13 protein-coding genes are annotated in these 12,327 nt (G+C 49.2%); 5 read left to right on the top strand and 8 right to left on the bottom strand.

Annotated features, from left to right (window positions below; translation table 11 throughout):
- Positions 1-190: 190 nt before the first annotated feature.
- Together ACKFKF_RS31800 and ACKFKF_RS31795 are read left to right on the top strand one after the other, a co-directional pair.
- Positions 191-1,906 (top strand): helicase HerA domain-containing protein, encoded by a 1,716-nt coding sequence (locus tag ACKFKF_RS31800; protein WP_446871393.1) that lies wholly within the window; start codon positions 191-193, stop codon positions 1,904-1,906.
- A gap of 1,039 nt (positions 1,907-2,945) precedes the next feature.
- Positions 2,946-3,929, top strand: coding sequence for an RNA polymerase sigma factor, RpoD/SigA family (locus tag ACKFKF_RS31795; RefSeq protein WP_446859187.1), 984 nt, complete (start codon positions 2,946-2,948; stop codon positions 3,927-3,929).
- A gap of 222 nt (positions 3,930-4,151) precedes the next feature.
- Here the strand turns inward: ACKFKF_RS31795 and ACKFKF_RS31790 are convergent, their stop codons facing one another.
- The 5 genes from ACKFKF_RS31790 to ACKFKF_RS31770 all read right to left on the bottom strand — a co-directional run bounded on the left by ACKFKF_RS31790 (position 4,152) and on the right by ACKFKF_RS31770 (position 8,042).
- Positions 4,152-4,562 carry a DUF1257 domain-containing protein gene (locus ACKFKF_RS31790; RefSeq protein WP_446871392.1) on the bottom strand — a complete coding sequence of 137 codons (411 nt, stop codon included), beginning with the start codon at positions 4,560-4,562 and terminating at the stop codon, positions 4,152-4,154.
- Positions 4,563-4,610: 48 nt separating this feature from the next.
- On the bottom strand, positions 4,611-6,140 hold the full coding sequence (locus tag ACKFKF_RS31785) for an AAA family ATPase (protein ID WP_446871391.1): 1,530 nt from the start codon (positions 6,138-6,140) through the stop codon (positions 4,611-4,613).
- A 47-nt stretch (positions 6,141-6,187) separates the two neighbouring features.
- The gene (gene fghA, locus ACKFKF_RS31780; RefSeq protein ID WP_446871389.1) at positions 6,188-7,036 is read right to left on the bottom strand and encodes an S-formylglutathione hydrolase; all 849 of its coding nucleotides are present in this window, start codon (positions 7,034-7,036) and stop codon (positions 6,188-6,190) included.
- Between the two features lie 114 nt (positions 7,037-7,150).
- Complete coding sequence (locus tag ACKFKF_RS31775) at positions 7,151-7,684, bottom strand: FKBP-type peptidyl-prolyl cis-trans isomerase (RefSeq protein ID WP_446871388.1); 534 nt, start codon at positions 7,682-7,684, stop codon at positions 7,151-7,153.
- A gap of 43 nt (positions 7,685-7,727) precedes the next feature.
- A complete protein-coding gene (locus ACKFKF_RS31770) occupies positions 7,728-8,042 on the bottom strand; it encodes a phasin family protein (RefSeq protein WP_446871387.1) in 315 nt (104 codons plus the stop codon).
- A 209-nt stretch (positions 8,043-8,251) separates the two neighbouring features.
- Here ACKFKF_RS31770 and ACKFKF_RS31765 point away from each other — a divergent pair, with 209 nt between their 5' ends.
- Complete coding sequence (locus tag ACKFKF_RS31765) at positions 8,252-8,581, top strand: TIGR03792 family protein (RefSeq protein WP_446871386.1); 330 nt, start codon at positions 8,252-8,254, stop codon at positions 8,579-8,581.
- 62 nt (positions 8,582-8,643) lie between these two features.
- Here the strand turns inward: ACKFKF_RS31765 and ACKFKF_RS31760 are convergent, their stop codons facing one another.
- Positions 8,644-9,168, bottom strand: a complete 525-nt coding sequence (locus tag ACKFKF_RS31760) for a GrpB family protein (RefSeq protein WP_446859194.1) — start codon at positions 9,166-9,168, stop codon at positions 8,644-8,646.
- A 149-nt stretch (positions 9,169-9,317) separates the two neighbouring features.
- Between ACKFKF_RS31760 and ACKFKF_RS31755 the strand changes: the two genes are divergently transcribed.
- A complete protein-coding gene (locus tag ACKFKF_RS31755) occupies positions 9,318-9,668 on the top strand; it encodes a zinc ribbon domain-containing protein (protein ID WP_446859195.1) in 351 nt (116 codons plus the stop codon).
- A gap of 1 nt (position 9,669) precedes the next feature.
- Here the strand turns inward: ACKFKF_RS31755 and ACKFKF_RS31750 are convergent, their stop codons facing one another.
- Complete coding sequence (locus tag ACKFKF_RS31750) at positions 9,670-10,338, bottom strand: GvpL/GvpF family gas vesicle protein (protein ID WP_446871384.1); 669 nt, start codon at positions 10,336-10,338, stop codon at positions 9,670-9,672.
- Between the two features lie 47 nt (positions 10,339-10,385).
- On the bottom strand, positions 10,386-10,595 hold the full coding sequence (locus ACKFKF_RS31745) for a hypothetical protein (RefSeq protein ID WP_446859197.1): 210 nt from the start codon (positions 10,593-10,595) through the stop codon (positions 10,386-10,388).
- Between the two features lie 155 nt (positions 10,596-10,750).
- On the opposite strand from ACKFKF_RS31745, the gene ACKFKF_RS31740 reads away from it, so the two are divergent.
- Positions 10,751-12,151 (top strand): hypothetical protein, encoded by a 1,401-nt coding sequence (locus ACKFKF_RS31740; protein ID WP_446871383.1) that lies wholly within the window; start codon positions 10,751-10,753, stop codon positions 12,149-12,151.
- Positions 12,152-12,327 lie beyond the last annotated feature (176 nt).

Genomic DNA, 12,327 nt, shown 5'->3' with positions numbered 1-12,327 from the left:
CAACGGTAGTCTCAGCTTTCCTTTTGCGCTTCTATCCTCCGTCGAACTCACGTTAACGAAGGAAAATACATTCGCTACTACGCCACTGTTGTTTACAGATTGCAGCAGCAGGTTGGTTAAACTATAGAACGCTTGTATTGACTCACAAGAATCGCGGTACGATCAGGCAGAAGGTCGATCGGTGATTCGCATGATTCCAGAAAAACCATTAGGCTCCGTGATTCAGGGTTCTTTGAGTCAGGGGCTAGAAGTGCGCCTCCATGCTGACGTGTCGGTTGAAGAGATGCGCGTGGGCAAATTTTTGGTGGTGCAAGGGGTGCGATCGCGCTTTTTCTGTATGCTCACTGACGTTTCACTCGGCACTTCTAGCCCTCGCATTGTCGCCAATCCCCCCGATCCGAGCAACACGTTTTTGCAAGAAGTTCTCGCTGGAAGTGGTACGTATGGCACGATCGACCTCACCCCCATGTTGATGTTTACTCCAACTGAAGGAGAGCCGAAGAAAGCAACCTCAAAGCGCAAAACTCAAGACTCAAAACTTGCCTCTTATGAAGCGAATTCCAGCGCAGATATCGAATTGCTTCCGGTGAAGACGATTCCCAGTCACTTTAGTCAGGTGTTTGATGCCAGCGAGCGAGATTTTCGGGCGGTGTTTGGGTGGGAAGACGACCCGACGCGGCGAAATTTTGCCATCGGAATGCCGATCGATATGGATGTGCCGATCTGTCTGGATCTCGATCGCTTTGTCGAACGCAGTAACGGCGTTTTTGGCAAGTCTGGCACTGGGAAATCGTTTCTGACTCGCTTGCTTTTATCGGGAATCATCCGTAAACAGGCGGCGGTGAATCTGATTTTTGACATGCACTCCGAATACGGCTGGGAGGCGACCCGCGAAGGCAAACAGTTTAGTACCGTCAAAGGACTGCGGCAACTCTTTCCGGGACAGGTGAAAATGTTTACCCTTGATCCCGATTCGACTAAGCGGCGCGGCGTCAAAGATGCCCAAGAACTCTATATCGGCTACGACCAGCTAGAAGTCGAAGATCTGATGCTGGTGCGCGGCGAATTGAACCTTTCAGAAGCCAGTCTAGAGAATGCCGTGATTCTCAGAAACGAGTTTGGCAAAGCCTGGATCAATCGGTTGCTGACCATGAGCAACGGCGAGATTCAAGAATTTTGTGAAACCAAAATGGGCAGCAAATCGTCAATCATGGCACTCCAGCGCAAACTGACCCGATTGGACGATTTGAAATACATCCGCAACAGTTGCCCCCATAACTACGTCGATCAAGTTCTGGAGTGTCTCGAAAACGGCAAACACGTCGTTGTGGAATTTGGCTCTCAGTCCAACTTGCTCTCTTATATGCTGGCAACCAACATCATTGCTCGACGGATTCACCAAGCGTATGTCCGCAAAGCTGAGAAATTTTTGCAAACCAAGAACGTCAGCGATCGCCCTCGTCAGCTAGTCGTCACGATCGAAGAAGCGCACCGATTTCTCGACCCTGCTACCGTCGGGCAGACGATTTTTGGCACGATCGCTCGTGAAATGCGGAAATATTTCGTCACGCTTTTGGTCGTCGATCAGCGGCCCTCTGGCATCGATAACGAAGTCATGTCGCAGATCGGCACCCGGATCACCGCCCTACTGAATGACGAAAAAGACATCGACGCAATTTTTACCGGAGTTTCGGGCGGGCAAAGTCTGCGATCGGTTTTAGCCAAACTCGACTCCAAACAGCAAGCGCTGATTCTCGGTCATGCCGTCCCGATGCCTGTCGTGATTCGTACCCGTCCCTATGACGATGCCTTCTACGCCGCCGTAGGCGACACTGCATGGGAAGAAATGCCCGATGTCCCCCTGTTTAAAGCGGCCGAAGCGGCTAAAGCTGATCTGGGATTCTAAATCACGTGAATTCGATGGAGTTTTCTCACTTCGTTATTCAGCACTTCTGCCCCCCAACCCCCCAATTTTGGGGGACTTTGAGACAATATTTCTCGTTCAAAGTCCCTCACTTGTGGGGGATTTAGGGGGCTGAAGCCGATTGAAACGAAGCGAGTCACTCTCATCGAACTGACGTTAAATCTTGTAGTACGTTTTGGTTACAACTTTGAGATTCATGACGATCGTCACTAGCCGCGGTGGGTTGCTCTGAAGTGCGATCGCCCGTTGATTGTTCGTCAGGTCAAAATCAGTCTGATCCGTTGAAAGTACAGGATTCTACAGCTTTTTTAGCTTAAAACTTCTCAACCAAACTGACCAAATCGGTTGGTGACATACTCATGTCATATTGTTGCTGTATTAGTAGAAAATAGCAGAATTATTTAACCAATTTACTCAACCCCTCAATGATACCTTTCGCACCCTAACAAAATCGCTCAAAGCTAGAGATCACAAGGACTCAGGTTCATTTCATTATCTTTTCATATTTGTTCGGCTACCCCTCCAAGTTATCAAAGAAAAGGTTCGGTTTTCCTCATGTGGCGAGACTATTCAAGAATGGATTGCTACGGCATTATAGAGAGAGTCACCAATGTCCAGTTCCTCCCCTCCAATTTCTCACTTGTTCAGCGCCAAGTCCAGTTTGTTGACTGCAAATCCGTCTAGTTTCATCGCTAGAAAATTGTTTCCAGGTTCATCCTGTCGGGTGAATTCATTCCCCTTTACTCCAGCTAAAATTTGTAATACTATAAAAGATGAACTCATACTGACTTCGACATATAGCTTCACCTGCGATCGTCACATTTTTTAGGTCAGTTGAATCCAGAGTTTGAGCTTTCTCCACATCCTCATTCACCCTTGTAGCTTTTAAGTTCCGTCTCTCGACCTCTTTACATGGAGAGATGACCTCTACCTTTCTCCTCGCTAACCTGCATGGTTAAGCTTGTCCGCCACAGATTTCAGATCGCCCCACAGATTTTCGTTTACGGAGTTCACTGCAACCATGGCCACTGCCAATTCCAAATCAAAGACTACTAAGTCCACCTTTTCGGCAGATATGGTTCGGACTTACTTGCACGAGATTGGTCGCGTACCGATGCTGACCCACGAGCAAGAAATTGTTTATGGCAAGCAGGTGCAGCAGATGATGGCGCTGCAAGAAAAGAAAGAAGCCCTTGCCAAGACGTTGGATCACGAACCGACCTCAGAAGAGTTTGCCGAGCATGTTTCGATTAGCGAACCAGAACTCAATGGCATTTTCCAGCGCGGTCGTCGTGCCAAGCAAAAGATGATCGAAGCCAACCTGCGCCTCGTGGTGTCGATCGCCAAAAAGTACCAAAAGCGCAACCTTGAGTTTCTAGATCTGATTCAGGAAGGTTCTCTCGGTTTAGAGCGCGGCGTTGAGAAGTTTGATCCGACTCGTGGCTACAAGTTCTCGACCTACGCTTACTGGTGGATTCGTCAGGCAATTACGAGAGCGATCGCTCAACAAGCCCGCACGATTCGTCTACCAATTCACATCACTGAGAAGCTCAACAAGATCAAGAAAGTCCAGCGCGAACTGGCTCAAGAACTGGGTCGGAGTGCGACGGCAGGTGAGATTGCCAAAAAGCTAGAGCTAGAGCCAGAGCAGATTCGTGAGTTTTTGTTGATGTCTCGTCAGCCTGTCTCACTCGATCTGCGCGTGGGCGACAATCAAGACACCGAGCTACAAGATCTGCTCGAAGACGACGGCCCTTCTCCGGAGACTTATCTGGCGCAAGAATTTCTGCGTCACGATCTAGAGAATCTAATGACAGAGTTGACTCCTCAGCAGCGAGAAGTTCTCAATCTGCGATATGGGTTAGCTGATGGTCACGAGCTTTCTCTAGCTAAGGTCGGTGAGCGGTTGAATCTAAGCCGTGAGCGCGTTCGGCAGCTTGAGCGCCAAGCGTTAGATAATCTGCGTCGTCGCAAGGCCAGTGTGCGCGAGTACGTGGCCAGCTAGGACTGAGGGAAGTGAGTTTTACAGGAGTCCGCTTCCTTTAAAAAATAAGCTTCCAAAAACATAAGCCTGCGAGATCCCTGACTTTGATGAGAGGTTGGGGATTTCACTTTGAGTTTGAGGAGATTTTTCGCTGCGGTATTGAGCGCTTCTACCCCAAACCTGCATTCTGGGGGACTTTGAAGTATAAATAAACTAATTGCTTTCATCCCTCATCCCTCCTACTCAGCCATTCCATTTAGCAACGACGACGCGGATCGTACCGTCTTCCAGGGTCTCCTGTTCTTCGATCGCAAATCCCTGTTCCGATGCACTACTGATCAAGGTGTGATAACCGTAGCGTTGCATTAAGTGATTGAGCCATTGTTGAGAATAGTGTTTGCGATCGTATTCAGAAATCATCGCCTCATAGGTTCCGTCAGCCTGCTGTTTGAAGCCAATATCGTTACTCAGCGCTCCAACAAACTGACGACGAATGATTACTTCTGCGGTTTGCGATCGCACGTCTCCCTGATAGCCATACAGATTTCTAGCCGTGTTGTGAATTTCAACCTGTTTGAATCCCAGATCGGACAGCGCTCTTTTTAAGGCATCCAGATTTTTGATTTGCGTTCTAATCGATGTAAAGTGTGACATAAACCTCTTGGTATTTAATCTGTATCTAATCTGATTAAACTTTAGACCTCAAACTGATGCACTTCTTGCGCCTGCCTGTTCTGCCCAGCGTTGTAACGATTCTATCTGTTCGTTGGAGATTGAGGCTAACGGAACGGTTTCTTGAATTGCGTCTAGAATGTCGATCGTCGTGAAATCTTGGCGTTCTCCCGTGCGACTTTTTCCGAAGGCCCGGTGCATTCCATCAATGATCACCTGTTCGATTTCGGCACCGCTAAAATTTCGAGATGTCCAGGCTAATTTTTCTAAGTCAAATTCTCTCAAGCGATTGGGGCGCAGCCGTTGTAGATGTACTCTGAAGATTTCTTGACGTTCTGCTTGAGTTGGCAAATTTAAGAAAAACACTTCGTCAAACCGCCCTTTTCGCATCAGTTCGGCAGGCAAAATCTGGACATTATTCGCCGTCGCCACAATGAAGACCGGACTCGTTTTTTCCTGCATCCAGGTAATGAGACTGCCAAACACGCGCCGACTCGTCCCCGAATCGCCATCTCGGCCACTGGTGATATTGCCAAACGCCTTATCGATTTCGTCAATCCACAACACGCAGGGAGCGATCGCTTCCACCAACTGAATCATCTGCCTGACTCGACTTTCACTTTCACCAACCATTCCGCCAAACAGTCGGCCGCTGTCCAACCGCACCAAAGGAAGCCGCCATTCGTGGGCGATCGTCTTTGCCGAGAGTGATTTTCCCGTGCCCTGAATGCCCACCAGCAACACGCCTTTGGGATTGGGAATGCCATAGCGACGCGCTTCTTCGGTAAACACATCCTGACGCATTCTCACCCACTGTTTGAGATTGTCCAATCCGCCCACACTTTTGAGCGAGTCTTGTGGGGTAAAAAATTCCAGAATTCCCGTTTGGCGAATGGCTTGTTTTTTGGCATCTAATACGCCTGCGATGTCGGATTCATTCACCTGTTGTTTGGCAGCGATCGCTTTGGCCAAAACTTGCTGAATTCGCGATCGACTCAATCCCTGACAAGCTTTGACTAGTTGTTCTCGTGCCAGTCCCGTCAGTTTGAGTTTTTCGGGGGCCACCAACTTGGCAATTAGATGATCGATCTCAGCGGCGATCGGAAAGGGAAAGTCAATCACCGTCACCTGTTCAGCAAGCTCGGCAGGCAGTTCTAACGTGGGACTGAGGAGAACGATCGTGCTTCGGCTGCGCTTGAGTTCTCGCATCAGATTCTTGAGTTCGCGCACGACGGGCGCATTTTTATCGCTGGTTGAGGCTTTGAGAATCGGATGTAAGTCGCGCAGCACGTAGATTGTGTTGTCTTCTGAGGCAGTTTTACCAATGCGACTGAGCGCTGCCATTACCGTTCCTTTGTCGGCCGCGTTGTCGCTCCAACCCCGCACGATATCCCATAAAAGAACGAGGCGATGGGGCTGAGATTGAGTCGCAACTTGCTGCAAAACGGCTTCAACGGGTTCTTCTTCGACAGCAACAATGTAGAGCAACGGATAGCGGGCCCGAATCATCAGATCAATCTGTTCGATCAGAGCTTGGTGAGGCGAGAAGTTAGCAATCATCGAGTTTATTGAATTTAGAACGCTACCGAAAGTACTTAGTTAAACGCTTAAGAGCACAAAAACTTTGCATGGTGACGAATGTGATCTTCAACAAAAGTTGCAATGAAGTAGTAACTGTGATCGTACCCAGGTTGCATTCGCAGGGTGAGCGGCTGACCAACCTCAGCACAAATTTTTTCAAACGCCTGAGGGAATAGCTGCGTGTTGAGAAAAGAATCACTGGTTCCCTGGTCAATGAGAATCAAGCGATCGCGCCTTCCAACCCGAACCAACTCACTCGCATCATACGCTTGCCAATCGGCTTGATTCATTCCCAAATAACGGCTAAACGCTTTTTGTCCCCACGGAGACTGAATGGGAGTGACGATCGGAGCAAATGCCGAAACCGATTGGTAGCGATCGGGGTTTCGCAATGCTGCCACCAATGCCCCATGACCGCCCATCGAATGCCCAAAGATCCCCTGCTTATCAGGAAGAACGGGGAAATTCTGCTCGATCAACGTCGGTAATTCTTGAGTGACATAGCGATACATCTGATAGTGAGCATTCCAGGGAGCGACGATCGCATCCACATAAAATCCTGCACCCGTCCCAAAATCCCAATCGTCATCTTCCCCAGGCGTGCCCGTATTGCGCGGACTCGTATCCGGAGCGACAAGCATCAACCCAACTTGAGCCGCCAAGCGCTGTGCCCCCGATTTGACCATAAAATTTTCTTCGCTACAGGTCAGACCAGAGAGAAAATAGAGAACTGGAACGGGAGCCAACGCAGCTTGAGGAGGCTGATAGACCGAGAACTTCATGAGACTATTGCAGGTCGTCGAATGGTGAGAATAGAACGCGATCGTTCCCTCAAAACATCGACTTTCGCTGATCAGGTTGAGCGACTGAGACATAAAAAGCGATACAGAAAAACGGTGCAGACCACTGCTTGATCTTAAAGGATCTCAGAAGGTCATAAAAAATCCGCGATCGTTCCCGACCACGGACTCAGATTACTTTTCAGTTTATTAACCGACCTTCAGCAATTCCACATCAAACAATAGAGTTGAATTAGGCGGAATCGGGCCAATGCCGCGAGTGCCGTAGCCCAAATCTGGAGGAATCGTCAACTGACGACGGCCGCCCACCTTCATCGTGCCAACCCCTTCATCCCAACCCTTGATCACCTGACCCACGCCAATTTTGAACTTGAACGGTTCGCCACGATCGCGAGAACTATCAAACTTGGTGCCATCGGTCAGCGTCCCCGTATAGTGAACGGTCACCGTCTGTCCAGGTTGGGGAGCCGCCCCTGTGCCTTCCACTTCGTCCACATATTGCAGCCCTGATTCAGTCTTCACCATTTTTTTTGTCTCCGGTTGGGTTACGGGGGCCGCCATCGGCTTAGGAGTTTCAGCGACCAAAACGGGCTGTTCATCGGTGGGTTGAGTTGTGGTCGGCAAGGTGCCCGCGATCGCCGTCGTGCGATTGGTAACCTGTGCCACCACCAAAACGACGCAGCAAGCCACCATGACCCCGAAGCTGATTAAAATCTCTTTCAAAACCAGACCTCCTGAAATGTGTCTCGTTTATTTTCTCACATCCCTATTTCCAGAGCTTGTTTTCCAAATCTCGAATTTGACGTTCTAAGCGATCGAGTCGTCCGCGCAGTTCGTCCATTTCAGCCTGACGGGGGACACCCAGATCTTGCAAAACGTTTTTCATCTGACGCTGCATTTGCGCCTCAAAGTTGCCCTGCTTGAGTTGGGCCATCAAATCATCGACAAAGCCTTTGGCCTGTTCGGGGTTGAGTTTGCCGTCTCTCACCCATTCATCGCTCACTTCTTTTAGCTTTTCGGCGACCAGAGAAGTCGTGCCCACCCCAATCATCAGTATTTGTGTCAACCAATTGTTATCCATATTTGCATTCCTATGTCGGACGCTGAAGCGGTTTTGACAGTCCAGGCTTTTTGGCCTACTTTCTTATTTTGTCAAATCGGACGAAGGTCGGAGAGAGGGGTTTACCGTCCCTCGATCGACTCTGACTTTACCCTGTCTAGCCCTATTCCTAATGGAAGAAATTCCAGATTTTTGTAGATTTCTCTGCTAACGTCTAAATCGTTGTCGCTGTGAGTGATTCAATCGTGGTGATCGAGTGGCTAAAGGTAAACGTGCCCCCAGAGTTGCGAGAGCAGTACATCCAAAAAGACACTGAAATTTGGACACCTATTCTCTCAAAGTATCCTGGATTTGTCGGTAAAGAAGTCTGGATCAATCCCAACGACGCGACCGAGATTGTGATGGTGATTCATTGGGCCGACCACGATGCCTGGAAATCAATTCCAACTGAGGAACTGGTAGAAACCGATCGCCAATTTACCGCAGCGATGGGTCAATCCTTCCCCTTTACTCAAGAAAGCGAATATCAAGTGAGAAAATTCTTGGGCCGCTCAGACTAATTCCACCCAATATCTCTCCAGCGCGTTCTTAAATCCGCAACTGCCAAGTCTTTGAATCACGCTCAACTAGCTGGCTCTTGTCGCACTTTCTTCATTACGGACTGTACATACTCTGTTTTACCACTCGTGTAAGCTTCTCGGTCAGTTGGGAACTGTTCAGCAAGACAGTGCTTTAATTGGGCATACCGTAATGCTTCGTCTGGATGTTCTCGGAGATAATCTCGAAAGAGCAAGCGTTCCAGCAATATACTACCCGATTCAACAATGTGGATATGATGAGTACGTGGACTGTTGGGCGGTAAACCTTTGACAAAAAACATTCGTTGAGGATCAGGATTGTCGAACCAATAGGAGTAGCCCAACTTTTCTAATGGAGAAACCGCTGATTGCCGTGCTGCAACGAGAGACTGAACGCTCACTAACAAATCAATAATTGGCTTCGCGACCAATCCTGGTACTGCCGTGCTGCCAATATGGTCAATGCGAACGACAAGATCTCTACTCAAAACGCTGGCAACTCGCGCTGCTTCCTCTTCAAACATGAGTGACCAGCGTGGATCGTACTCGACAAGAACGACTTCATCCATTGGTTTGTTTATGAGGTGGACTCAGCTTTCAAACAAAGTACACCCTAATGCTGAACTTTTCACCGACCACCTCTAAACTACGGCCATCTGTAACCGAAGTCAGCTAACAATAAATTAGGATTTTCCTCCTCACTCCTCACTTCTATCCCATGCCAGACTGTCCTCGTTGTCACCAGCCCGTTGATGCGAAAGCGATCGCTTGCCCCTACTGCCGCACGACGCTCAAAGCTCACGGCCATCCCGGTATTCCGCTGTATCGATCGACGGGAATCGAACCATTGTGCAAAACCTGTGTTTACGACGCGGATGATTCTTGTACATTTCCCAAGCGACCCGATGCGCGAGAATGCACGTTGTATCAGGACATTGCGGCTCCTGTAAGTCAGCCTGTCAAATATGGCGGCGAGTTTCTCAGCAAAGCCTGGTTTCGTCGTAACTTAGTTTGGATTGTGCTGATTGGCTTGATTATTTTGAGTGTCGTGATCACGCTGGCGGGTTAGCCTAAACAAAATGGTACGGAGGCAGCGCTTCGCCTAGCATTAATTCCCAGTGAGAACACTCGTTTTGCCAGGTTTGTAGACGATCGTACAAAGTCGCTTCCTGCTGGCGATCGGCGAGTAGATACAGCTTCTCGACTCCAGCTTTGGCTTCGGTGAGAATGCGATCGGGATAGAACTGAGCGATTGCCGACATCAGAATTTGCAGTTCGGACATTTGCTGATTTTTTAGCGCCTGCTGAGTTGCGTACTGCTCTTTTTTGGCGAGAAAATACTGTTTGCCCTTCAAGTCCGGGGGAAGGGGATCTTCTGGTGACTCTAAAGGTGTGATTTTGAGCCGATATTCTGCTTTGCCTTCGAGTTGAGAGAGCTTGGCTAGATAAGTCGCTTGATTGGATTCTAAATGATCTAACAAGCTGTCTAGCGAGACAAAAAATGTACCAAACCGCAGCGGCAAAATCGTCGTCTGCCAAAACAATTCGCAGATCATCCGATCGTGGGTCAACACCGCCTGGACTAACTGATTATCATCTCTTTGCACCGCTTCGAGATCCAAATCTGGCTCTATTAAGGCAGACAGTTCACCCCGATTCACCACTTGCACCTCTCCCTCAATCCCAGGAAGTACATTCAAGGACAGTGCAGGAGTCTTAAAGAACGCATACGTATACATGAGTCGGACTAAATCGCCTTTTTGAGGTAGAGCACTGTTAAGAGAAGTTACTGATCAGATTGATAGCGATCGCTGGATTTGATTTCTCCGATCGCGTCCTTATTTTGATTAATACAGCCGGGCTTTTGATTATATTGACAAACTCTCGCCCACAAAGTTGCTCTGGTGCCAGGGGTTCCCGCCGAAAAGATGACGCGATCGCCCCCAATGATTTGCAGGATCTTAACTCCGCACACCGGACAGGTTTGGGTACTCATAAAGTTGTGAAGAAATCAACAAGATTGTCAGGTCAACTAAACCAGCTTAACTCCAATGATTGCCTTGAATAGTAAACTTTCAGAAGTGGTTCTGCAATTTCTCTGAAGTGAGAAAATAACCGCAGCGTTTTGACTGTAGCAAGAGGGTTCCTGATATGCGTCGATTTTTTGTGCTGGTGTTAGTAGCCTCTTGCTTTAATTTGCTTTACAAACAAACTGCTGCCGCAAGTACCACTCAGACCGTTGACGACCCCTCCCGCAGCTATTGGATACAGGCTCAAAAATTGGCTCAAGATCAGGTGTTTTTGCTAAATCGCATTGAGCAAGCTTTGGTGAGTCCTGATGCCAATCGCATTCGAGCCGTCCGGGGGCAGATCTTTCTCTACACCTCAGCCGTCGATCGCTTTCTCAAAAGTAATTTTCCTGAACCGAATGTGATGTGTGCGCCGCCCGCTGGCACCAATGGTCAAATCGCTGGAACCGATGCCGCCAGCCCCGAAGAAGCTCAAGTCTACTGTGCGCTCTATGCCTCGACCCAAGCGTTGAATCCTTTGAGAGCCAGACTAGACCAACGGGCATTCGCGCAGGGTTCGACTCGACAGGTGAGTTTGAGCGCGCCGTCTGACCCAAAGCTGCCCATTGCTGAACCTGCGATCGTCGGCAAAATTGCCAAAACTGCGATCGCGAATCAGACTCCCTCTGTGATCCCGGCGGTTGTGTCTCCTGACGATATTGTGTCTGTTTTGCAGTCCAGCCGACAGCGGTTAGTTGAAGTGCAGTCCGTTTTTCCGACTGAGGCTCGATTTATGATTCCGGTGCCGCCGTCGCGGAGCGATCGCAATCCCTACGATCTCTATCCGTCTGAGTCGAAGCCTTTCGCCAGCTTTCTCGCTCAACCTGAGACTGGAATTGCTCGTTTGTTGCCAACTGAGGTCTACCGCACCGCTTCTAATACTCAAAATCGGCTGCTTCCTACTGCGTTAGAGCGCTTTCCGTTGGCGACGTTGATCCAGCGAGAGGGCTTGTCGCCCCGGTTGGCGGTTCGGGTTGAGGGTGATTTGTTTCAGCTAATTCAGGCGGATTTAGATTATGGGTTTATGACCGATTTGGGAGACGTGGCGATCGAGTCTTTGACCGCAACTCCATTTGAGAAACTTAGTGCGATTCCCGAAACGCTGCGTTTTTTTTACACCTATCGTCCGCCCTCTGAGTTAGAAGCCGTTCAGGTCGATCGCCGCCGCTTTATCACCGGAAAGGTCACCGCCTTTAACTTAAGCGAACCGCTCCTGACGCAAGCGCCTGCTGCCACCAATCGAACTTATCTGGTGCGATCGATTCAATACAAAGTCCCCGAACTCATCACTTCGGGACGCACGCTCTTACCCACTGAGCGACGGAGACTCAAGGATCTTCTGACGATGCCTAGCAGTGATGTGCTGTTTGCCTTTCGTCCGGTGAGTCGGCGATCGGATGGTAGTTACACCGTTTTGTGGCGCGTTTTGACGAAGTTTCCCGATCCTCAAGTGCGCGATCTCGATCGCTATGTGGAGGAGTGACGAAGGAGGGATGAGGGATGAAAAATTCCGTCTCTCTTGTCTGAAAGTTCCCCAGAATGGGCAGCTTGGGGGGCAGAAAATGCAACCATCGAAGCGAAGAACTTCATCAGATTGATGTCCTGTTAACGTGAATTCGATGAGGTTTTTTTGCTTCGTTCTTCAGCGCTTCTGCCCCC

The organism is Phormidesmis sp. 146-12 (assembly GCF_052939495.1).
This window is presented reverse-complemented; position numbering and strand designations above follow the sequence as displayed.

What these genes read in the sequence shown, in the direction of transcription:
- ACKFKF_RS31755 (WP_446859195.1), top strand. Translation starts at nt 9,318, where the DNA reads ATGCCAGACTGTCCTCGTTGTCACCAGCCCGTTGATGCGAAAGCGATC.
- ACKFKF_RS31750 (WP_446871384.1), bottom strand. Translation starts at nt 10,338, where the DNA reads ATGTATACGTATGCGTTCTTTAAGACTCCTGCACTGTCCTTGAATGTA.
- ACKFKF_RS31795 (WP_446859187.1), top strand. Translation starts at nt 2,946, where the DNA reads ATGGCCACTGCCAATTCCAAATCAAAGACTACTAAGTCCACCTTTTCG.
- ACKFKF_RS31760 (WP_446859194.1), bottom strand. Translation starts at nt 9,168, where the DNA reads ATGGATGAAGTCGTTCTTGTCGAGTACGATCCACGCTGGTCACTCATG.
- ACKFKF_RS31800 (WP_446871393.1), top strand. Translation starts at nt 191, where the DNA reads ATGATTCCAGAAAAACCATTAGGCTCCGTGATTCAGGGTTCTTTGAGT.
- ACKFKF_RS31770 (WP_446871387.1), bottom strand. Translation starts at nt 8,042, where the DNA reads ATGGATAACAATTGGTTGACACAAATACTGATGATTGGGGTGGGCACG.
- ACKFKF_RS31740 (WP_446871383.1), top strand. Translation starts at nt 10,751, where the DNA reads ATGCGTCGATTTTTTGTGCTGGTGTTAGTAGCCTCTTGCTTTAATTTG.
- ACKFKF_RS31790 (WP_446871392.1), bottom strand. Translation starts at nt 4,562, where the DNA reads ATGTCACACTTTACATCGATTAGAACGCAAATCAAAAATCTGGATGCC.
- fghA (WP_446871389.1), bottom strand. Translation starts at nt 7,036, where the DNA reads ATGTCTCAGTCGCTCAACCTGATCAGCGAAAGTCGATGTTTTGAGGGA.
- ACKFKF_RS31785 (WP_446871391.1), bottom strand. Translation starts at nt 6,140, where the DNA reads ATGATTGCTAACTTCTCGCCTCACCAAGCTCTGATCGAACAGATTGAT.
- ACKFKF_RS31745 (WP_446859197.1), bottom strand. Translation starts at nt 10,595, where the DNA reads ATGAGTACCCAAACCTGTCCGGTGTGCGGAGTTAAGATCCTGCAAATC.